Genomic DNA, 22,476 nt, shown 5'->3' on the forward strand with positions numbered 1-22,476 from the left:
CTGCCCGGGGAAGCCGCCAGGTCCCTGCCCCGGGAAGCCGCCGGGCCCCTGCCCGGGGAAGCCGCCAGGTCCCTGCCCCGGGAAGCCGCCGGGCCCCTGCCCGGGGAAGCCGCCGGGCCCCTGCCCGGGGAAGCCGCCGGGTCCCTGCCCGGGGAAGCCGCCGGGCCCCTGCCCGGGGAAACCGCCGGGCCCCTGCCCGGGGAAGCCGCCGGGTCCGCCCGGCGTCCCGGGAAAAAGACCGCGGTCCGGATCTCCGTTCGTAGGTTTAACCATTGTAAATCTCCCCTCTGCTAGTAAGTTGCTATCGGATAGGCTGATGCCTAATAGAAACCTTACCCAACTATATGTAGCAATACTGCAAAGGTGAACAAGAAAAAAGAAGAGGCTTGTCGCTTTTCGCCTCTTCTTGTCCGTCCGAACCGCGCGCCTTTCGCTAAACGGTTTGGAGTATGAATTTATCCACGACGTGTTTGACACCGTCCTCATTGTTGCTGAGCGTCACGTAATCGGCGATCTCCTTCAACGGGTCGACGGCGTTGGCCATGGCCACGCCAAGACCGGCCGCCTCCAGCATTTCACGGTCGTTCCAGCTGTCGCCTATGGCGATGACTTTCTCCAAATCGAAGCCGAAATGGCCGGCCAGATGAGCCAGCGCATGTCCTTTCGTTCCTTCCGCGTGAACGATCTCCAGAAAATGCGGCTTCGATTTCGTAATGTGCACCTGCTGCCCCAACAACCCGCGCAGCTCGGCGGCGACGCTGTCCAGCTTGTCGGGCTCGTCGATCACCAGAAGCTTGTTCGACGGCTTGCCGGCCAAGGATCGGAAATCCGGTTCGACGATGAAAGGGACCTTGGATAACGAGGCATACGCTTCCGCCTTTTCGTTACGCTCTTTCACGTATAATTGGTCGTCCACATACAGCTGCAGATGCAGTCCGTTGCGCTCGCAATAATCGAAAATGAGCTGCGCGGCGGAAGCCGGCACACAGCGCTCGTACAAGACGTTGCCGTCTATCGCGTTTTTCACAAGCGAGCCTTGATAAGTGATCAACGGTACGTTCAGACCGAGCTGTTCGGCGATCGATCGGGCGGACGCATACATGCGGCCGGTAGCGAGCGTTACGACAACGCCGCTGGCTATGGCTGCGGCAAGCGCTTTCTTCGTGCCTTCGGTTACTTGTTTGTCATCGTTGATCAAGGTGTCGTCAATGTCGATCGCGATCATTTTATAGTTCATGATTCGTCCACTCCCGTGCTTCAAATTGTTCTTATTATAACGGAAGGGCACGGGTTTGAAAACCTTGACTCCCGGCCATCGCCGCAGAGTTCCGTGAGCGTGGAGCAACCGCGCATGAATTTGAATGTGCTTATAGTATTTTTTTCTCAAGGGATTGAAGCTGCGAAAAAAAGTGCTATCATGCTTGGAAGGTAGCGAATTAGCGAAGCTTGGGCTGGAAAAAAAGTATGGTTGCCGCTAATCGCCAAATCAATTACCTTATGAATGTGACATTGCCAAGGAGGTATAAGATGCCTGGAAAAGAAAGAGGTCGAAAAGGAGTCAAGGCGCTGCTTGTCTTGGTTTGTTTTACGGCTTCCGTACTGAGCGCATGCACAAGCAACGAAAACGGGATGAACAAAGGAGGAAAAGAACAAAATCCGGACAAACCGCTTGAGGTAAGCATCATGACTACGTTCCGCGGTGCAGAACCCCCTTTGAAGGATAATCCGATATGGATAGAGCTGGAAAACAAGCTGAACGTCAAGCTGAACATAACGTGGTATTCTCCAAATAATTACTTGGACAAAATGAATGTGACCCTGGCTTCCGGAGATTTGCCGGATTTGCTGTTGATCGAAAACCCGTTCGCGCCGAACGTTGTTAGCGCGGTGAAACAAGGGGTTTTCTGGGATTTAACGGACATCGTTACCCATTACCCTAATTTGATGGCAGCTCCGAAAGATTCCTGGGAAAATATTAAAATCGAAAATAAAATTTACGGCATTACCCGCGCGCGTCCCACGGTGGGCCAGTATGGAATTCCAATCGTTCGTAAGGATTGGCTCGATAAGCTGAATCTTGAAGTTCCGGAAACGATGGACGATTTGTATCAAGTCATGAAAGCGTTCACCGAACAAGATCCTGACGGCAACGGGTTAAGAGATACCCCCGGGTTTGTCGGGATGGTGGAAGCCGATAACATGGGTTATTTTACTTGGGCTCGCGACGTATTTAATCATGCCAACGGTTGGAAAGTAGACGGCGACCAAATCATTCATCCCGATCTGCTGCCCGGGACCCGGGAAGCGCTGCTATGGTGGAATAAAGCCTACACCGAAGGTCTGGTGAACCCCGATTTTGCCGTCATGAAGCTTTCCCGGATGAAAGATCAGCTGAAGGCGGGAAAAGGAGGCGTCTTTTCCTCCGCCGTCATCCAGGACTGGATTCTGCTAAGAGATTTGCGGAAGGTTGAACCGAAAGCCGATTATTATCCATTAAACTATGTACAGGGTCCCGGGGGCAGATTTGTCGGACGGGATACGGGCAATTTCGGTATGTATGCGATTTCAAAAAGGGTGCCGGAATCCAAAATGAAGCAAATATTGAGCATGATGGATAAAGGAGCTACGGATGAAATCGCCAACATCGCGAACTTCGGCATGGAGGGCATTCATTACAACGTCGTGAACGGGATGAAGGTTTCCACGGAGCAAGCGGTTAAGGATAACGTATCCTTGGAAGTCTTCGGACAAGTGTTCACAACGAACGACAAGTATGCGTTAAGAGCTTTCGCTACGGGCATTCCGAAGGATTTGTACGAAAGAAACAAACTTACGCTCGATGAACGGGAGAAGTACAGCGTGGCCAACCCGGCGGCAAATCTTATTTCCGAAACCGGAGATAAGTACATGCCGGAAGTTAACAAAAAATCCCAGGATCTGAAGACGAAGATTATTATGGGAACCGAACCGATTGAAGCTTGGGATCAATTCGTTCAAAAGCTGAAAGCCGATGCTAACTTTCAGAAATATATCCAGGAAATGAATGAAGCATACAAAAAGTCCCGAGGGAAGTAAGCGCAGCAAAAATTAGGATAACTCATAAGGTGGGCGTTCGAATGTTTGAAGCAGCAGCACAAGAATTAGGTTTGAAATTTGCCGGGGATATCCATACGGATGTTTTTGTTATGGGAGGGGGGTTCGCGGGCATAGGGGCGGCCGTTGGGGCGGCGAAGAGCGGAGCAGAGGTTTTGCTTATTGAAAAATACGGATTTCTAGGCGGCATGGCTACCGCCGCGGCCGTGAGCACCATTTGCGGAGCTTACTCGGCCGACAAGCAAAAAAAGATTATAGGCGGTATTCGAGATGAACTCTTCGATGAGTTGAGAGCGCTTGGCGGGGTACAAGAAGGCGTCGATTTCGGGCAGCATCGCGCCGATACATGCGACCATCACTTGTTGAAATATGCCATCGATCGGGTGTTGTTGAATTACAGCAATATCCATCTATTATTACACACTCAAGTGATTGGGGTTAAGCAAGAACACGCGAAGATCCAGTATGCGATTATTACGAATAAAGAAGGGATCTTTCGGGTATTTTCAAAAAATTATATCGATTGTACCGGCGATGCGGATATTGTCGCTCTGGCCGGCGCCCCTTATGTAATCGGGAATGAAAAGGGACAGATTCAGGCGGCGACCACCGTGTTCAAAATGGGGGACGTAAAGGTTCAGGAAGCCAAAACGATTACGCGGCAAGCATTTAAGGACAAGGTTCAACAAAGCATCGATGACGGCGAATACGATTTATTTCGGACTGCCGGCGTATTTATGGAGTCGGCTGTGGGCGACTCCGTCATTTGCAACATGAACTGGATATCCGATTTTTCTTCATTGAACGCCAAGGAAATGACGTATGCGGAAATCGAAGGAAGGAGGTCGAGTATTGAATACAGTAAATTTTTGAAAGATAAGATTCCAGGGTTCGGCAGTGCCCATTTGAGTGAAATCGCTACGCAAATCGGCATCAGGGAGTCAAGGAGGATCATTGCCGATTTTGTTCTGACCGAAGAGCATGTCATGCAGGGTGCGTCCTTCGAAGACGCGATTTGTTGGGGAGCATGGCCTGTCGAATACCACGATGCCCGAGAGAACAAAACGATAAAAAAATATTTGGATCATGATTACCAAATTCCTTATCGAACCTTAATTCCCCGAAACGTAAACAATCTGCTTGTCGCCGGAAGATCCATCTCGACGACGCATTATGCCAATGCCTCCACCAGGGTCATGGCGCAATGCATGGCGATAGGTCATGCCGCAGGCGTAGCGTGCGCATTAAGCGGTAAGCAGAATGTGCCCCCGAAAGATATAGATATAGCGGGCTTGCAAAAGCAATTACGCGATCAAGGCGCCATCATTTAATCATCCCATAGCGATTATAGGAGGAATACTCAATGAAATTGCATAGCCAAGGAAAGTTTTTGAAAAAGGGAATCGTTTTTACGGCAATCGCAAGCATGCTTATGATTACCGCTTGTTCTGCGAACGGCTCTGAGCCGAAGTATCCTACCAAGTCTATCGAGGGCATCGTGCCGTTCGGAGCGGGCGGAGGAACCGATCTCGTTTCGCGCGCCATAGCTACGGTTGCCGAGAAGAAGCTGGGCCAGGGGATTGCGATCACGAACAAGCCCGGCGCAACCGCCACGGTAGGTACGCAGTACGTTTATGATAAAAAGGCGGACGGCTACACCTTGCTGTTCTCAGCGGAAAATCCCGGCATCTACGGCGTGCTGCAGCTTTCGGAGCGGGGGTTTCATGAATTTTATCCGGTCAACATCATGGGGCGCGGTATAGCCACGATCACCGTACCGAAAGATTCCAAATATAAAACGCTGAATGATCTGATACAGGATGCGAAAACGAATCCGGGCAAAGTTAAAATGGGTTCGAGCGGCCCCGGGGGACTTTCATTCATGGTCACCACGATGATCAATTCCATCTCCGATACCAAATTCAACATGGTTCCGTTTGACGGCGACGGCCCGATTCTCACGGCGCTGCTCGGCAATCATATTGACGTGTCGGTCGTAGCTTTGTCGGCGGCGATCGAAAATGCGAAAGCCGGAAAGGTACGCGTGCTTGCCGTTGTTAACGATGAGAAGGTGAAGGAACTGCCGGACGTGCCGGCGATTACGGAAACGTTGCCGGATATGAAGAAGTTTCTTCCGTGGGGACCGTTTTATGGCGCTTGGGTGAAAAAGGATACCCCTGACTCTGTTAAACAAAGTTTGGTGAAAGCGTTCTCGGAAGCGCAGAAGGATCCCGAATTCCTGAAACTGCTGGAGAAAATGGCCGTGGTACCTATGGGAATCTCCGGCGATGAAGCAGAGAAGTTCTGGCGCGACTGGCAGTCAACCTCCGCTTGGCTATTGCAGGATGCCGGCGCGGCTAAAGTAAGCCCTGAAACATTGAAAATTCCTAGGAAACAATAATCGTTCCTATCGATTATAGGAAGCATGCGATCGCATGTTCGATGGGCAGCCGTGGGCAAGCAGGAGACCGTTCTCCCTCTTGCCCGGCTGGAGGAAACATGGAATGAAAGGAGGATACCCTATGTTGTCAGACCGTATCGGCGGGCTGATCAGTATCGTCTTCGGCGGCATATCGGTGTCGGAAGCCATACGTTTATATCCCGAGCGTGTAAGTACGTTTGTCGGGGATTACCTATTGCCCGGAGTTGTAGGCGCAGGTTTGATCTTACTCGGCCTGCTCATGCTCTTCGCGAAAGGGGAGCGCTTCAAGGTAGAGTTCCCCGAATCTAAAATCATGCGCGGGATGCTCCTCGTCGTAGGCATCATGTTTGTTTATTGGATTTTACTTCAATTTTTAGGGTATACCCTTAGCACGTTCGTCGTTTCCATAGCTTTATTTAGGGTCATCGGCTCCTACAATTTGCTTAGATCGGCGATTTATTCGACCATTCAAGTAGCGGTCATTTACCTGATTTTTGTTTATTGGCTCAGAATGCCGTTCCCTGAGGGAATTTTAAATTTTTAGGCTAAGGGAGTAAAGGTTAAGATGGAAGCAATAAACTTGCTGTTAGACGGCTTTTCAGAAGCCCTTTCGCCTATGAACCTCATGATGGCCATGTGGGGGGCTATAATCGGTACATTAGTCGGCATGCTGCCGGGGCTTGGACCTACATCCACCATTGCTATTTTGCTTCCGTTCACAACGATACTCGGACCTACAGAAGGCATCATTATGTTGGCCGGCGTTTATTACGGCGCTATGTATGGCGGCTCTACCACCGCAATCCTGCTTAATATTCCGGGGGAAGTTTCCGCAGTCCCGACCTGCCTGGACGGTTATCCGCTTGCCAAACAGGGCCGTGGCGGACCTGCGCTCGGTATTTCCGCCATAGCTTCTTTTGTTGCCGGAACGATGGGGGTCATCGGCCTCGTATTTTTTGCACCGATGCTTGCCGATCAAGCGTTAAAATTCGGCCCTCCCGAATATTTTGCGCTCATGGTATTAGCGCTTACCGTTATTGTTAACTTGTCCGGCAACTCTTTGAAAAAAGGGTTGATCATGGGACTTTTCGGTTATTTGCTCTCCATGGGAGGGATGGGGCTGACCGGAGGAAAGATGCGCTTCAGCTTCGGTTTCGAACCGTTAACGGCAGGTATTGACATGATCAGCGTTGTCATTGGCCTGTTTGCTATCACCGAAGTGATCAAAGGAATGGAAGAAAACACAAAAACGATCGCGATTCAAAAAATCGGCAATATTTATCCGAAATGGTCGGAATTGCGCCAAACGTCTAATTCGATGCTCAGGGGAGGCTTGGTTGGTTTCTTCCTCGGTCTGCTCCCGGGGTGTTCCGCAGCCGTTACAACCTTCCTGGCTTATGACTTGGAAAAGAAAGTGTCCAAAACTCCCGAAAGATTCGGTCACGGGGCCATGGAAGGGGTCGCCTCTCCCGAAGCGGCCAACAATGCAACGAGTTCATCGGGCTTTATCCCGCTTTTTGCGCTGGGGATCCCCAGTTCCACGCCGCTCGCCGTATTGCTGGCGGGTCTGATGATTAACGGACTTACGCCTGGGCCCACCCTGTTTGAAGAGCACGGACCCTTTGTTTGGACGATCATTGCAAGTATGTTTGTCGGGAATGTGATGCTGCTTGTATTAAACTTGCCTTTAGTCGGGCTGTGGGCCAAATTAACGCGGATTCCTTATGGAATCATGGCTCCCATTATTTTGATTCTTAGCGTGATCGGGGCATATTCCATCAATAACAGCATGTTCGATGTATTTGTATCGCTCCTGTTTGGCGTGATCGGATATATCTTTCATAAATATCGTTGGCCTGTCGTTCCGCTGCTTTTATGCTTTGTGTTAGGACCGATGTTCGAGAAGTCCTTTATTCAGTCCATGGCTATGTCATCCGGCAGCTTCAGCATTTTCTTCGAGCGGCCGATCTCGTTGACCATTATGCTGCTTTCCCTGGTGCTTTTCGCATTCTCCATCGTGATGATCAAGCGAACCAAAGCACGGGTCAAGGCTGCTGTTGGCGCTGACGTTGACATTGCTGAATAAAGCCGGAATACGGCTTCATTGGAATGCTGCGGCTTGGCAGCTTATGATTGATCATGCCGGCTCCGTAAGTTAGTATGATATTGGAGCTTCCAAGCGGCAGCAGACTTCAGCTTTTCTAACAAACCAATGGAGACGAAGCATAGTGCATAGACTCATTAACAGGATGACGTCATACAAAAGTGTTGCGATGCGTAAAGGCAATTTGTACAAAAAAATATTGATCATTATCCTTATCATCACTTGTTTCCCGGCGGCCTTGATCGGTCTAAGCTTTTACTTTATCGGCACCGAACAAATCGAGAACGAATTGATGCAAACCCATCGGAGTCAGCTGGAGAAGGATCGGGAACGAATTGAAGAACAGCTTGCGCATATCGAGCTGACCGCTTCCCAATGGGCGCTCAATCCGCAGTTTGACGAAAAACTCAAAGATATCGATTTCTACAAGCAATTCCTGGTCACGCAAGAGCTCTATAAGTCATTATCGATTATTAAAGGTTCAAGCACGTTGATCGATCAGGTTTATCTGTATGTGGACGGGCAGCGTTTGCTCGTTTCCGAGGACGAAGGAATCATACAGCTGACCGAGGAAAACAACCACATCTATCATACGTTGCTGCAGGATAACCGGTCTATTCTATGGACGAAAGCAGCCATCCGCAAAGCGGGCACATCCTTGTCTTTAGTCCATGCATTGCCCAGATTCGGTGCGCTCATCATTACTTTAAACGAGTCCAAATTCAATGATATGGTCAGTGAACTGACCATTGATAAGAAAGGGTCCTCCTTTATTATCAAGGAAAACGGAGAATGGGTAACGACGGGAATGGACGGTGTGCAAGCGCCAAGCGATCAGGCCGTTTTTTTAGGCAACGAAGTGCTCAAGCGAAGTACGGAGGCCGATTCGTTTATCCTGAAGTGGAACAAGGAAGATTATTCGGTTTCCTACGGGAAGTTTTCCAGAGCGAATTCCACCTGGATTTATATTACGGCTACACCGGTTTCCCAATTAATCGCTCCCGTGCTTTTAATGTCGAGAATGATCCTGGTTGTAAGCGGGGTCGGCATTGCGACCGCCATTTTTCTGTCCTGGTTCGGCTCGGTGCGCCTATACAGCCCGATTCATCATCTGGTCAACATGTTCCGGGAAACCGGTTCCGGGAAGCACGGCGGAGAAGCGGACGAGTTTTCTTTCATCAAGAACCAGTGGCAGCAGCTGATACACGAAAGCCATTACTTGCAATTCCGTATCGAAGAGCAGTCGTCCATGCTAAGAGAAGGCTTCTTATTGCAGCTCGTTCAAGGGCATTTGTATTCGTTTACAGAAAAAGAACTGCGGGATCGCATGATTGACTTCGGCTGGAACGTCGATGAGAAATGCTTTTCCATCATGGTTGTACAACTGGTTGGCTTCTTTAACTCTCCGGGCAATTTTCTGGAAAAGGATAGACAACTGATTACGTTTGCCGCAGCCAACATTATCGAAGAATTAGCCTGCAGTAAATTGGATGCTCCTGCCGTCATTAACTTTCAGGATTTAACGATCGGACTGATGGTTGCTTTTCCGGCGGAGAAGCATTGGCGCCAATTCAAGAGCGAGCTGTTTAAATTAGCCGATGAAATCACCGCGACGCTGAATGCGCTTTTGAAATTGAATGTGATCATCAGCATCGGGAAATCGACCGATTTGATCGGTGAAATTCCGAACGTGCTGCAGGAAGTCAGACAAACGCTGCCATTTCGTACTTTGGAGGAAAACAATCAGGTACTGGACATGGATGAATTCCTGCCTCCCATGACCAATGCCTCCTATTATCCGTTTCAACTTGAAAAGGAGATTCATTCTGCGGTTCGCCGCGGAGACGGGGAGGAAGCGGGCAGACTCATCGGTCAATTTTTCGAAGATATGAGGGACCATCGGACGACCGAGTTTGCTCTTTTACAGTCGGCGTTATATTTGTTGGGCAGTATACTTCAGACGATCATTCAGATCGGGTTTAATCCTCATCATCTTTACAAGGGAGAAAATTTATTCGAGCAACTGGTCAAAAAGCGGGAGCAGGATGAAATCCACGTATGGTTCAACGATAAAGTGCTCGCGCCCTTCGCCAAGGAATATTCGGAAACGCAGGATTCACAATTAAAGTCTTTCGTAAAAAGTGCGATTGATACGATTGATACATGTTATATGAACGATATCTCGTTGGAAGTATGCGCGGATCAGCTGGGCATTCACCCCGTCCGCTTAAGCAAGGGCTTTAAGCAAATTGTCGGGACGACGTTTATCGATTTTTTGACCAAGGTTAGAATCGACAAATCGAAAGAACTGCTCAGATCCACGGATTGGAAGATTCATGATATCGCCAAGCAGGTGGGCTATAATCCTTCTTATTTCAATAAAATTTTTCGCAAGCATGAAGGCATGACGGCAAGCGAATACCGCAGCTTATGCAAGGGTGAGCATTAGAAAAAGGAACAGTGATGTCATGACGAGCAATCAAACCAAATGGACAGGGCTATTAGGGTATCCCGTCGAGCACTCCATGTCTGCGGTTATGCAAAATGCGGCGTATCAAGCTTTGGGCTTACCTTATCAGTACGTGTCTTTCCCGGTTCCGCCGAATGAGTTAAAAGACGCGATTTCCGGAATTAAAGCGCTTGGATTCCGGGGAGTTAACGTCACGATTCCGCATAAAGTTGCGGTTATGGAGCTGCTCGATGAGGTTGACGACTTGGCGCGCGATATCGGCGCTGTAAACACCATCTCCTTAGACCGGGGCCGCCTGATCGGATTTAATACGGATGGAACCGGATATATTCAGTCGTTACAGGAAGATTGCGGCATCGATGTATCCGGGTTGAATGTGCTTGTGCTCGGGGCAGGAGGAGCTGCGCGCTCCGTTACGGCCGCGCTGGCGCGTGCGGGAGTCGGACGGCTGCATATTTTCGACCCGCGGCCCGACTGCTCGCACAGCTTGGCGAAGCAGTTGGCCTTGCGGGTGGAGGCCGAAGCGGTAACGGATACGGTTATGGAGAAGAGAGGGCTGGCCGACATCGATTTATTGATCAATGCAACTCCGGTAGGGATGTACCCTCATGTGAACCATATGCCTCTGGCTCCGTCACTGCTGCATCCGGGATTGACCGTAAGCGATATCATATACAATCCCTACGAGACGGCCTTGATTAAGGAGGCGCAAAAAATCGGCGCTAATGTGCATCGGGGCGTAGGCATGCTTGTTCATCAAGGGGCTTTGTCTTTCCGATTATGGACGGGTCAGCAGGCGCCGAGCGATGTGATGAGAAACGCCGTGCTTAACCAATTGAGCATCGAGGTTAGGGAAGCATGAATCGGACGATTCCGTTTATGAAGACATGAATATCAGGAGGAGGAATCCGCTTGAAGATAAGCGTATGCACTTCGGGATTTAAAGATTGGCCCATCGAAAAAGTGTTGGAGTGGGCGCATCCGCTTGGGTTTGATGGGATCGAGCTGTGGATGGGGCATATTGAAAGGTACCAGGAGGAACATGGCCCGTTGGATAAATTATACGCCCGATTGCAGGAGTACGGACTCGAGGTTCCCGCTATTAGCGGATACACCACGTTCTCGGGCGGGTTTTCAGGCGAGAAGGATTTGAAGCAGGAGTTCAAAGCCATGAACCGCTTGCTTGATGTGGCCAGGCAGCTGAAGTGCCCCTTGATTCGTACGTTTGTAGGGCACATCTCATCGCGACGCGCGTCGCCGGAGCAATGGGGGCAAATCGTGCGCGACGTGAAGAAAGTCATGTCCATGGCCGATCAATATGAAATCGATATCGCCGTGGAAGTTCATTATGATACGTTCGCCGACAACACAGAATCCGTGCAAACGCTGATTCGGGAAGTGGATCACCCCCGGCTGCAGCTCGTTTTTGACGGAGCCAACCTGAATGTGGAACGGATTGATCAAATGGATGCATTGCCCATTTTATATCCTTTGGTAAAGCATGTGCATTTGAAAAACTACAAATGGGATCATTCGAACTGGTACAAGAGCACCCCGGTACCTATTTTTGAAGGCGACATTGATAATCGGACGCTGATTAAGGAGCTTGAACGGCGGGGGTACCCACACTATATTTCCTTCGAATATTTTGGGGAGAAGAAGGAAGCGAACATCAAGGGTTCGCTGCAAAACTGGAATGAGCGGCAGCCTGCTGCAACGGAATGTGAATAACTTCAATCCCGATATTAGCGAGACACCTGGCCAGCGCTTAGCCGGGTGTTTTTTTCTTGGTATGGACAAATAACGAGAAGCAGCTCGGGCGCGTACGTCTTCTGAACCGGTACAATAAAAAAACGGAGCGAATAGCAAGATCTATTGCATTAGCCAACCACACCCCTGCAATTCCCATATCCAAGTGGAAGCACAGTGCATAAATGCCGACAACGCGTACGAGCCATATGCCGATCGCCGTGCTGTACATGGGGGTTTTCGTGTCGCCCGCTCCTTGTAGCGCTCCGGCGATAACTAAACTCATCGCTAGAAACGGCTGCGCGAACGCATCGATACGGAGTGCAAGGGTCACCATTTCGATGATATATCGAATCCTCTGTAAACAAACCGGCTGCTATATGACCTGCAAGAAGATGGGCGGCATATACGTCCGTTCCAATCCGTACAATCAGTCCCATATAAAAGACTTGCCCTAAACGCATCATTAAACGCTCGGCGGCTGCGGGGGCGGAAAGCCTCAACAAGGGAAGCGTGAATGCAGTCGAGGATCCTTTGCGCAAGTACAGGACAGCCGCTCCCATGATCCGAACGCTCATTGTCGCCCAGGCGGCTCCCGCAATTCCCCAGCCCTCCCAGTCCCCTAAACCAAAGATCAGCACGTAGTCCAAGCCGATATGAATCAAGTTAATCCAAATGCCGACCTTCATCGGGGTCGTGGTATCGCCGGCTGTACGTAAGATACTGCCGAACACCGTCATGAGGGAAATGAAAATGGAGGGAATGGCTACGATCCGGAAATAAACGACCCCGACCGCTATTGCCTGCGGTCCGGTTCCTATAAGACGTAATAATGATTCGGCACAGAAGAGTGTGACGATGCCGAACAATAGACCTGTAATCGCTGCAACCATTGTGGAAAGCCGTGCTGCTGCTTTCGCCTTATCGACCTCCCCGGCACCCAGGCACCGGGCAATGAGCGAGGAGGCTCCGATCCCAACTGCCATAAATACGGCGATATGACCGCAATAATCGTATGTGTCACTCCGATCGCCGTTACTTCATGTAAACCGATCCTGGATACAAACAGGGTATCTACAAATCCGACGATGGTTAGTAAGAAGTTTTCGATCATGGTGGGTACGGCAAGTCCCAATATGATTTTTATTTTTTGTTTTTGATTCGTATCACCAATACGAGTTGCTTCTGGCATGAATGAACCTCCATGATCTGGGGTAATGGAGCAGCCTTCTGCTACCGTACATATGGATTGTTCCGTATAACTTGGCATGGATCCTGGAAATACAGGATACTTCCATAATCGGTCCTGTACTCATTGTTACTAATCGTAATATTTACATTTACAAATAGTAATAATTACGTTTATAATGAGGTTTGTGTCGACATAAAACCAGAATGAGAACGATAGCATAGAAAGGAAGAAACCGTTCTTGAGTACATGGATGTTCAATTCCAAACGCACACTTGTTCTTCTGTATGCATGCTTGCTAGTTGTTGTTATCGCGCTGGCCGGCTGCAGCCAGAAGGAGCAGCTTCCCGGGAATGCCCAACCGGCTTCAGATAGCGGCGGTAAGGCTGGGAACGCATCTGACAAAGTTAAACAAGCAACGCTGATTTATCATTTTAAAAGCAGCAGTCTTGATCCTGCCAATGACTATATTGTGTTGAAGGCAGGGGTTGTTGAAACGCTGGTCCGTCTGGACGAGAAGCTGGAGGTTCAGCCATGGCTGGCGACAAAGTGGGAAACCAAGGACAATAAGACCTGGAAGTTCACCATTCGCGACGGCGTATCGTTCCAAGACGGACTGAAATTGGATGCGACAGCCGTCAAGGCATCGCTGGAACGTTCAATCGCTGCGAGCAAGTCGCTGAAAGGCGCGCTGAAGATCGCTTCCATGGCAGCGGCCGGGCAGGAATTGACCCTTGTGACAAGTGAGCCGCATCCTGCCCTACTCTCGGAATTGATCAATCCTTACTCAGCCATTATTAGTGTGGAAGCCGAGAAGAAAATGGGAACGCAAGCCTTCAACGCGGCCCCGGTCGGTACGGGACCCTTTAAGGTGAAGAAATTTACGCCGAACGTGGAGATTTTATTAGAACGTTACGACGGTTACTGGGATGGGGCTGCCAAGTTGAACGAAGTCGCATTTAAGTTCAATGAGGACGGTAATGTCAGAGCGCTGGCGCTGCAATCGAAGGAAGCCGATATTGCCACCCAGATTCCGGCCGAAAGCGTTGCTTCCGTACAAAAGGACAGTGCCTTAACCGTCGAAACGATAGCAGGACTTCGCGTCCATTTCCTGCTCTTCAACCCGAGTCGGGAAGCCGTGAAGGATGTAAAGGTCCGCAAGGCGCTGGACATGCTGCTGAACCGTGAAAGCATCGCCAAAGACATCATGCTCGGGAATGCTACACCGGCCAACGGACCTTTCAACACACGTCTTCCTTTTGGCAGCCAAGATCCGGTCCAGAAGCTGGATATAGAGGGAGCGAAGAAGCTGTTGGAAGAAGCGGGGTACACCGCGGGAGCTAACGGGAAGCTGGCGAAGGACGGCAAGCCGCTGACGCTGGAAATCGTGACTTACAAAGCTCGTCCCGAATTGCCGCTTATCGCGCAGCTGCTGCAGTCGGATGCGGCGAAAGCCGGGGTTACGATCAACATTCAAACCGTGGAGAACATCGACACCTTTTTACGCGAGAACAAGAATTGGGATATGGTTACCTACAGCAACTTGTCCGCGCCCCGCGGCGACGGGGGCTATTTCCTGAACTCGGCATTGATGCCGGGGGGATCGCTGAATGCGGGGAATATCAGCATTGAGAAGTTGACTGCGGTTATTACACGTCTTAACGCGACTAGCGATGTGCAACAGCGCAACGAAATCACGCAGGAAGCATTAGCCATTATCAAGGAAGAAGTTCCGCATGCTTATGCGGTTTATCCCAATGTCATCGTGGGCCTCAACAAGCGAATTACCGACTGGAAGCCGGGTGCGGAAGAGTACTATATCGTGACCCATAAGATGGATGTGAAGTAATGTGCTGAGACTGGTCAAAGCGCGATTGCTGCAATTGGTTGTCGTCCTGTTTATATTATCGCTGGTGACGTTTTCCTTGATGAAGCTCGCGCCCGGGGATCCTGTCCTTCGGTTATTACGGGCGGACGAAGTTCATGTAACGCAAGCCGATGAAGCCGCGCTCCGGGAGGAGCTCGGCCTCAACCGGCCTATATACGTGCAATATTTGGAATGGATGTCTAATTTGCTCAGGCTTGATTTTGGAGATTCGTTAATTAAGGGGAAGCCGGTTTTGGACGAAATGGCGGATCGTCTCCCCGCAACCGTGCAGCTAACGATGGGCGGTTTAGCGGTCATGCTCCTCCTTGCCGTGCCTCTCGGCATGCTGGCTGCGAAATTTCCGGGCGGTCTTCCCGATCAATTGGGACGAATATTTGCGCTTATTGGTGCTTCCATGCCGCTATTCTGGGTTGGTCTCATCATGATTTATATCTTTGCCTTCAAACTGCAATGGTTCCCCACAATGGGACACGGCGGCTGGCGTGAATTCGTTCTTCCTTCCGTCTCGCTTGGTTTCGGATTGGCGGCGGTACATGCGCGCTTGCTGCGCTCCGGCATGCTCGACAGCTTGTCCCAGGAATATATACGCGCGGGGCGGGCAAGAGGCATTTCGGAGTGGCGTATATTTTTCCGGCATGCGCTGCGTGCAGCCCTCATCCCGGTATTGACGGTATTTGGCATGACTTTCGGCAGTTTGGTTGCAGGCTCGGTTGTCATCGAGACCTTGTTCTCTTGGCCAGGCTTGGGAAGTATGGCGGTTGAAGCCATATTCCAGCGGGATTATCCGTTGGTTCAGGGATATCTGATGCTGTGCGGAGCCTTTATTATTATCATAAATCTGGTCGTCGACCTGATCTATGGCATCCTTGATTCCCGGATTCGCCTGCACAAGGGGGGAACGGCATGAACGGTTCTGGTTCTGCAGCGGTTCCATTCACTCGGCATGCCCGTCCCACGGTATTCGGAAGCATGCTGCGCGATCCGATGGTTGTGACCGGCATGAGCATTTTGCTTGCCATGCTGATCTTAACGCTGGCGGGTCCTTTTCTTATTGCGAACGATCCGGTCACCGTAAACATGTCGGAGCGGCTCCTTCCGCCCAGCTGGGAATACCCTCTCGGCACGGACCAGTTGGGCAGATGCCTCTTCACCAGACTCGTGACGGGAGCGGAAACGACGCTTGGCATCTCGGCGCTTATCATCGTGATGGTGATGCTGATCGGCATTCCGTCAGGATTATTATCCGGTTATATCGGCGGCCGCGTCGATGCCCTCCTGATGCGGATCGTCGACGGGATGAGCGTTCTGCCAGACTTTATGCTGGTCATCGCCATATCCGGGTTTCTGGGCCCCAATCTCCAAAACATGATTATAGCCATCGTGCTGATCAACTGGATCGGGTATGCAAGAGTGGTTAGAAGTATCGTACTATCCGAGCGGGAGAAGGAATATGTATGGGCGGCTCGCGTCGCCGGTTGCAGCATGTGGACGATCCTGAGACGGCATTTGCTGCCGCAAATCATTCCGCCGGTTCTGGTTTTTGCGGCATTGGATATCGGCAAAACCATTTTGGTCATTTCCGGGTTGTCCTACCTGGGCCTGGGCGCCCAGCCTCCGTCACCGGAATGGGGGGCTATGTTGAACGATGGACGCACATATTTTCAGACGGCCCCTCAACTGATGATCTATCCGGGCGTCGCGATTATGCTGGTCGTCATTTCCCTGAATTTGATCGGAGAAGGGCTGAGGGACATCCTTGATGTTCGCGGCCAATAGTTTTTGGCTTAACAAACGGGAAGGAGGCGGCATATGCAGCTGCTTGAACGCCAAGCAAGCGGCGTCAGGGAAGAGGACAGAAGCTTGCAATCTTTCGAAGCGCCGGTTTCCCCGACAAATCCCGTCCTGCAATTGAACGGGTTGACCGTCCAGATTAGACATAAAACCGGTGTCGATTCCATCATTCAGGATATATCGTTTGATATCCATCCGGGGGAAACGGTCGCTCTGGTTGGGGAAAGCGGCAGCGGGAAAAGTGTGACGGCCGGAGCCATCCTGGGGTTACTGCCGAAATCCATGCATGTGGCGGCCGGACAGATTTTGTTTCAGGGCGAAGACATTGTGCAGTGGCCGACCCCAAAGCGGAGAAAACTGTGCGGTAGTCATATCGGGTACGTATTTCAAGACTATCAGGGAAGCTTCACGCCCTTTATGAAAATGGGGAGCCAGTTGGTGGAGACGCTTCGCACGCATCGCAAACAATCGTATAAGCAGGCGAAAGTGGCGGCCCTGGCATGTCTCGAGCAGGTTGGCCTGCCGGCGGAACGCGCGTTTGACAGCTATCCGTTCCAATTGAGCGGCGGGCAGCTTCAGCGGGCCGCATTGGCAGCGGGCATGATGCTTCAGCCTGCGCTTCTGATCGCGGATGAACCGACTACTGCGCTTGATGTGCTGACGGGTGAACGAGTTCTCGATCTGCTTGACCGGATGCAGCGTCAGATCGGCTGCGCCGTTCTGTTCATCTCGCACGATTTGCATCACGTCATGAAGCGGGCGGATAACGTTGCGGTCATGCGCAGCGGCATGATCGTCGAAAGGGGGGCGTCGTCGGCGATTCATGGACGCGCCAAGCATCCGTACACGCGAATGTTATTGAATGCGAAGCCGCTTCTTTCGGAAATCCATCCGGACTTCGACCTGGAAGACGATGAACACCTATTTGAGTCCATGCACCGGGCAGGAGGGGGACCGGTATGAATGAACTGATGAGCGTCGAGGGGATCAGCAAAACATACACGGATAACGGCCGTAAGATTGCCGCTTTGCAAGGCGTTTCGCTGCATATCGGAGAAGGAGAATGTCTTGGCGTCGTTGGCGAAAGCGGCAGCGGGAAGAGCACGCTAGGGCGGCTTTTGCTTGCTCTGGAACGGCCGGACGAGGGGGATATCAGGTTTCAGGGTGTGTCCCTCACAGGATTGAAAGGCAAAGCGTTACGCACAATGAGACAGCATATTCAGGTTGTCTTCCAGGATCCCACCGCATCGCTGAACGGGCGGCTTCCCATCTGGCGTTCCGTCATGGAGCCGCTCGATAATTTCCCCAGCGTGATTCCTCCGTTCCTCGCCGATACGAGGAAATCCCGAAGAGAGACAGCCGCCAAGCTGCTGGAGATGGTCGGTCTGCATCGGGATTATGTGGAGCGATATCCGCATGAGCTGAGCGGCGGGCAGAGACAGCGCGTCGCGATCGCACGCGGAATCAGTTTGAACCCGAAGCTGCTCATTTGCGATGAACCGACCTCCAGTCTGGACGTATCGGTGCAAGCCCAAATCCTGAAGCTGCTGAAAAGCCTGCAGGTTAAGCTCGGGATGTCCTATTTGTTCATTTCTCACGATATAACGGCTGTTCGAATGATCAGCAACCGGATCATCGTGATGAAAGAGGGACAAATTGTGGACCGGTTCCAAAGCGATCAGATCACTAGCGAAGAACGGCACGCCTACACGCGTTTGTTGATTTCCGCTGCCGGTTAACCGGTAAAATAAAATCTTGCTATCTTCCCTTATTTTTAGCGTGATGAATGCACTGGTTAAAGAAGTCAGTTCTACGATTCCTTCATCGGAGGTTGCCTTCTTCCGAGGGTTGATCGGCACGGTCATAATCTGGTTCATGATGCGCCATAGCGAGGTTGCTTTCTCAAGGCGCGGGATTTCTATGCTCGTCTTGCGGGGCGTGCTTGGCGCGCTTTATTTAATTGCCTATTTTTATACCATTTCCAAAATCCCGCTTACGGACGCCAGCATATTGGCGCATTTGTCGCCGATCTTTGTCATCATCATGTCGGCCATTTTCCTGAAGGAGAACATATCCGGGAAGATCGCGCTGATGTTACCGATCATATTCATCGGCGCGCTGTTGTTGGTCAAGCCGTTCGACTACTCCAGCTACTCGGTTTACGCTTTTGTCGGTGTTTTGAGCGCGATGCTGGGGCAGCTGTATTTAACCAAAGCGTTCACCCATGAGAAAGCCGTTGTCGTGGAGGTCACCCGCTATATCGGGATTGTCTATAATGCGATGCGGGGCTTTCTGTTTTGGGGCGAAGTTCCGGGCATTGTCACAATAGCAGGAGGCGTCCTGATTGTGGCCGGTTGTATGGCGTTGTCCAGGGTGGAGCCTGCTTAAGAGTTGAACCATCGAAAAGTCGTCCGTTATTGCGGACACAAACGCCAAGGAATCGCTCCCATCGCGTGGACGCTGCGAAAGAACTCAGATTTGGAAAAGCAGTCGGATGAAATCGGGAATATCGTGCAAGCTGTAGTGAGAATCGCAGATCAGACCAATCTGTTGGCCTTAAATGCCGCGATTGAGGCTGAAATCTTGCTGAAATATCTGAGAAGTCGGCAAGAAACATCAGAGAATTGGTTACCGAAATTCAAAGCAATGTGAAAATTGTCGTTAGTGATATTGAAAATGCAGGGAAAGCCGCTAATGCAGAGGTGGAAAAGGCAAAGAAAACGACTGCAGATCTTGTGAAAATCAACGAGGAAATCGTGGTTGTACAGAAAGCCGTTGCTGAAATATCACAAAATGCTGTCGATGCCAACAAGGGTGCCTCTGAATTTCTTAACATTGTCGAACAAATTGCCGCGGCGGCTGAACAGCAAAGCAGCGCTTCCGAGGAAGTAGAAAAATCCTTGCAATTGCAAAATAAAGCTTTCGATGAGTTGAATTCGGCTGCTTCCGAATTAGCCCAGATAGCTGAAGATCTGAAGCTATCTACAGACGCGCAAAAATCATCCGAGGCTCTTGCTGCCGCGGCACAGGAATTAGCCGCCAACGTGGAGGAGGCGAATTCAACATCCAGTGAGATTATGAAGTCGGATATGAGGCTGAGCACCGATAGGATAAAGCTTATTGTGCCCAATATGTTTGATCAGCGAACCAATGATTCGAAAGAAAACTTAGCGTTATTGAAGGAATTTATTGCGGACGATCATCTGCTGACCGAACCCATCCATCGCAGGGTAAAGATCGCAGAGGCCGGGAAACTGGGGAAAACTGTTTTTGAGTATGACGATGAATCTGCACAGCAGTTTCTAAGCATCGTTAAAAAGGTGATAAGCAAAAATGCCCAGGAAGAGCAATAGTAAAAAGGACCAATCGAATTTGGAAAAGATGAAAAACGAAATGAGAAGAAAAAAGGAAAAAGCGGAAAAAGGTCCAGTCGCCGCTCTGATTGACGAGTCGACGGATATGCCGCAAAAACAAGATAAAGGGGAGACGGCGTCATCCGGTTCGGAAGAAGCTTTTTTGGCGTTTGCTGAAGGTGAGTCCCATAATCGGGAAATGGGCCAAGTCTTACATCATGTTGAGGTTGACGATGTTAAGCTTGTTATTTTGCAGCCGCCGGCCAACATACAAAATAATCAAAGCGGGGAAATCAGCGGCATTGTATGGGGAGATAACGGAAAAAGCATCATTATGGTTGTAGATGTGGAGAACGTTGTGAAATTTGAACAGTTGAATAACGATTTTATGAGCGGCGGCAAGGCATTGGAACGTGCTAAGTCTTTTTCTCCGAGTACCCATCATGTTGACGAAATAGAGTGGGTCATTTTCCTTATCAGCGGAGAGCAATATGCCCTCGACGTCAGAAACGTAAAAGAAATTCTGCGATGTGCTGAGCTTTTAAAAGTTCCCCATTCTCCGTACTATGTGGAAGGCGTTATTTCTGTAAGGAACCATCTTCTTGCGGTAATAAATCTCGCCAAGCTCTTTGGGACCGGGCATTGCGGGGTTGATGAATCGACCCGAATTATTGTTGTTGATGCCGGCGATATTTCTTATGGGATGATTGTCGATCAAGTGTCGGAAGTAGCGCGGGTTCCAAGGAATCTTGTTTACCAACCTAATCATAGGCTCCTAAATGCCGGTATGCAGTTTATACGTGAATTTATCCATGTCAATGATGGGAAACAGGTTGTTATGGCTCTTGACCCATATCAATTAATACCCTGTAACGATTTGAACGCAATTCGCTTTGAGAGTCTGGCAGACGGTGAAAGCGGGAACGTTTTGAACAAAGAGATGTCGCGGAATCTACATCTGGATCAGGAGCAAATTGTAGCTTTTAAAATAGATAACGAAGAATATGGCATAAAAATCGATTTTGTTTGTGAAGTGAACAATATTGATGAAATTTACAGCTTCCCCGGCGCTCCCGACTTCATTGACGGAATGGTAAACCTAAGAGGGGATATCATACCTGTATTAAATTTGGGAACATTTTTTGGGATATCTGTTACCCAAAAGAGTTCCTTCTCCAAGCTTCTGGTTGTTGAATATCAAAAAGAACGCATAGGTATCATGATCGATTCCGTAACAGAAGTCGAAGCTTACAATAGGATGTCAGCTCTTCACAATTGATTCGAACATTCCGAGCAGAATTAATCGGAGTTGGCTTTCAAGTTTCAGAGATTATGAATATAATAAGAGATGGTAGTGAGGTGGACAGAACGACTTTTGAAAAAATAGAGGGACTTGATCAAGGGAAAATTAAATGCCTTCGTCACGGCGCAAAGTTCTATCTTATGAGGTGAATAATGAAAGCTTATTTAGATCTTCTTAGGGATGTTTTAGATCATGGAATAAAGAAGGATGATCGCACGGGTACAGGGACGATTTCCGTTTTTGGTAGACAGATGCGAATGAATCTTAAAGAAGGCTTCCCGATCCTGACTACAAAGAAGCTTCATATCAAATCCATCGTTCATGAACTGTTGTGGTTTTTAAGCGGAAGTACGAATGTAAAGTATTTACGTGACCATGGTGTGACGATATGGGACGAATGGGCTGACGAAGAAGGAAATCTTGGTCGAGTCTATGGCGCTCAGTGGAGAACGTGGCAAGCGCCAAACGGTCAAGTTATGGATCAGATCTCAAAGTTGATTCATCAAATAAAGACTAATCCCGATTCTCGCAGACACTTGGTTAGTGCATGGAACGTTGCAGAAGTGGAGAACATGGCATTACCGCCTTGTCACTATGCGTTTCAATTCTATGTTGCAAATGGCCGACTATCCTGCATGTTCCAAATGAGATCGGTTGATACTTTTTTGGGGCTTCCCTTTAATTTGGCGTCATATGCCTTATTAACGCATATGGTTGCACAGCAGTGTGATTTGGAAGTCGGAGATTTGATCTGGACGGGTGGCGACGTACACATCTACCTAAATCATATTGAACAAGTCAAGCTTCAACTAACAAGGGAACCCAGACCACTGCCCACGCTGCACATCAAAAGGAAGCCTGATTCCATTCTGGATTACCAATTCGAAGATTTTGAATTCATTGGCTATGATCCTTTACCAAGTATTAAGGCACCAATCGCAATATGAATAGTGCAACAGAAATGGAACTTTATGAATCGTCAAAAAAGTTTTTCCATTAGACTTTACCAGTTCAAAGAGGCGTATGGCTGCGCTTCTTTTTTGTTTAGAAATAATACATGAACAAACAGGACTCCTATATGCATGTAGTTGATGTAAGGAATCGAATCATCATT

Annotated in this window: 20 protein-coding genes and 1 pseudogene; 18 read left to right on the top strand and 3 right to left on the bottom strand. The window is 49.7% G+C overall.

Annotation, left to right across the window (positions count from 1 at the left end; all coding sequences use genetic code 11):
- Positions 1-433 precede the first annotated feature (433 nt).
- A complete protein-coding gene (locus JMF85_RS08130; protein WP_054799926.1) occupies positions 434-1,237 on the bottom strand; it encodes a Cof-type HAD-IIB family hydrolase in 804 nt (267 codons plus the stop codon).
- Positions 1,238-1,527: 290 nt separating this feature from the next.
- Between JMF85_RS08130 and JMF85_RS08135 the strand changes: the two genes are divergently transcribed.
- From JMF85_RS08135 to JMF85_RS08170, 8 genes are all read left to right on the top strand, one after another.
- The gene (locus JMF85_RS08135) at positions 1,528-3,075 is read left to right on the top strand and encodes an extracellular solute-binding protein (RefSeq protein ID WP_201318035.1); all 1,548 of its coding nucleotides are present in this window, start codon (positions 1,528-1,530) and stop codon (positions 3,073-3,075) included.
- Between the two features lie 41 nt (positions 3,076-3,116).
- A complete protein-coding gene (locus tag JMF85_RS08140; protein WP_127608791.1) occupies positions 3,117-4,424 on the top strand; it encodes an FAD-dependent oxidoreductase in 1,308 nt (435 codons plus the stop codon).
- 32 nt (positions 4,425-4,456) lie between these two features.
- Positions 4,457-5,494, top strand: a complete 1,038-nt coding sequence (locus tag JMF85_RS08145; RefSeq protein ID WP_127608790.1) for a Bug family tripartite tricarboxylate transporter substrate binding protein — start codon at positions 4,457-4,459, stop codon at positions 5,492-5,494.
- 121 nt (positions 5,495-5,615) lie between these two features.
- On the top strand, positions 5,616-6,059 hold the full coding sequence (locus tag JMF85_RS08150) for a tripartite tricarboxylate transporter TctB family protein (protein ID WP_054798185.1): 444 nt from the start codon (positions 5,616-5,618) through the stop codon (positions 6,057-6,059).
- A gap of 21 nt (positions 6,060-6,080) precedes the next feature.
- Positions 6,081-7,601, top strand: coding sequence for a tripartite tricarboxylate transporter permease (locus JMF85_RS08155; RefSeq protein WP_155615071.1), 1,521 nt, complete (start codon positions 6,081-6,083; stop codon positions 7,599-7,601).
- Between the two features lie 142 nt (positions 7,602-7,743).
- Entirely contained in the window at positions 7,744-10,068 is a 2,325-nt protein-coding gene (locus JMF85_RS08160) for a helix-turn-helix domain-containing protein (protein ID WP_201318036.1), read from the top strand.
- A 19-nt stretch (positions 10,069-10,087) separates the two neighbouring features.
- A complete protein-coding gene (locus tag JMF85_RS08165; RefSeq protein ID WP_127608786.1) occupies positions 10,088-10,951 on the top strand; it encodes a shikimate dehydrogenase in 864 nt (287 codons plus the stop codon).
- A 50-nt stretch (positions 10,952-11,001) separates the two neighbouring features.
- On the top strand, positions 11,002-11,820 hold the full coding sequence (locus JMF85_RS08170) for a sugar phosphate isomerase/epimerase family protein (RefSeq protein ID WP_127608785.1): 819 nt from the start codon (positions 11,002-11,004) through the stop codon (positions 11,818-11,820).
- A 37-nt stretch (positions 11,821-11,857) separates the two neighbouring features.
- Here the strand turns inward: JMF85_RS08170 and JMF85_RS28565 are convergent, their stop codons facing one another.
- Positions 11,858-12,175 carry an MATE family efflux transporter gene (locus tag JMF85_RS28565; protein ID WP_307720687.1) on the bottom strand — a complete coding sequence of 106 codons (318 nt, stop codon included), beginning with the start codon at positions 12,173-12,175 and terminating at the stop codon, positions 11,858-11,860.
- Between the two features lie 361 nt (positions 12,176-12,536).
- A pseudogene (locus JMF85_RS28785) lies at positions 12,537-12,824 on the bottom strand (MATE family efflux transporter); the annotation flags it as partial.
- 444 nt (positions 12,825-13,268) lie between these two features.
- Between JMF85_RS28785 and nikA the strand changes: the two are divergent.
- The 10 genes from nikA to thyA all read left to right on the top strand — a co-directional run bounded on the left by nikA (position 13,269) and on the right by thyA (position 22,309).
- Positions 13,269-14,876: a nickel ABC transporter substrate-binding protein gene (gene nikA, locus JMF85_RS08180; protein ID WP_236595780.1), complete on the top strand. Its 1,608-nt coding sequence runs from the start codon at positions 13,269-13,271 to the stop codon at positions 14,874-14,876.
- A gap of 1 nt (position 14,877) precedes the next feature.
- Complete coding sequence (gene nikB, locus JMF85_RS08185; protein WP_201318037.1) at positions 14,878-15,822, top strand: nickel ABC transporter permease; 945 nt, start codon at positions 14,878-14,880, stop codon at positions 15,820-15,822.
- Positions 15,819-16,691, top strand: a complete 873-nt coding sequence (gene nikC, locus JMF85_RS08190; RefSeq protein ID WP_127608783.1) for a nickel transporter permease — start codon at positions 15,819-15,821, stop codon at positions 16,689-16,691. The genes nikB and nikC overlap by 4 nt, the downstream gene beginning before the upstream one ends.
- A gap of 33 nt (positions 16,692-16,724) precedes the next feature.
- A complete protein-coding gene (locus tag JMF85_RS08195) occupies positions 16,725-17,669 on the top strand; it encodes an ATP-binding cassette domain-containing protein (protein ID WP_127608782.1) in 945 nt (314 codons plus the stop codon).
- Positions 17,666-18,445: an ABC transporter ATP-binding protein gene (locus JMF85_RS08200; RefSeq protein WP_201318038.1), complete on the top strand. Its 780-nt coding sequence runs from the start codon at positions 17,666-17,668 to the stop codon at positions 18,443-18,445. The genes JMF85_RS08195 and JMF85_RS08200 overlap by 4 nt, the downstream gene beginning before the upstream one ends.
- 16 nt (positions 18,446-18,461) lie before the next feature.
- Entirely contained in the window at positions 18,462-19,094 is a 633-nt protein-coding gene (locus JMF85_RS08205; RefSeq protein WP_483874218.1) for a DMT family transporter, read from the top strand.
- Between the two features lie 3 nt (positions 19,095-19,097).
- Complete coding sequence (locus JMF85_RS28515; protein ID WP_201318040.1) at positions 19,098-19,358, top strand: methyl-accepting chemotaxis protein; 261 nt, start codon at positions 19,098-19,100, stop codon at positions 19,356-19,358.
- Positions 19,331-20,059, top strand: coding sequence for a ParA family protein (locus JMF85_RS08215; RefSeq protein WP_201318041.1), 729 nt, complete (start codon positions 19,331-19,333; stop codon positions 20,057-20,059). Before JMF85_RS28515 ends, JMF85_RS08215 begins: the two co-directional genes overlap by 28 nt.
- Before the next feature lie 28 nt (positions 20,060-20,087).
- The gene (locus JMF85_RS08220; protein ID WP_236595783.1) at positions 20,088-21,338 is read left to right on the top strand and encodes a chemotaxis protein CheW; all 1,251 of its coding nucleotides are present in this window, start codon (positions 20,088-20,090) and stop codon (positions 21,336-21,338) included.
- Positions 21,339-21,514: 176 nt separating this feature from the next.
- Positions 21,515-22,309, top strand: coding sequence for a thymidylate synthase (thyA, locus tag JMF85_RS08225; RefSeq protein ID WP_141336524.1), 795 nt, complete (start codon positions 21,515-21,517; stop codon positions 22,307-22,309).
- The last annotated feature ends 167 nt before the right edge of the window (positions 22,310-22,476 follow it).

Source organism: Paenibacillus sp. EPM92, assembly GCF_016586185.1.
In the GTDB taxonomy this organism is placed as follows: domain Bacteria; phylum Bacillota; class Bacilli; order Paenibacillales; family NBRC-103111; genus Paenibacillus_G; species Paenibacillus_G validus.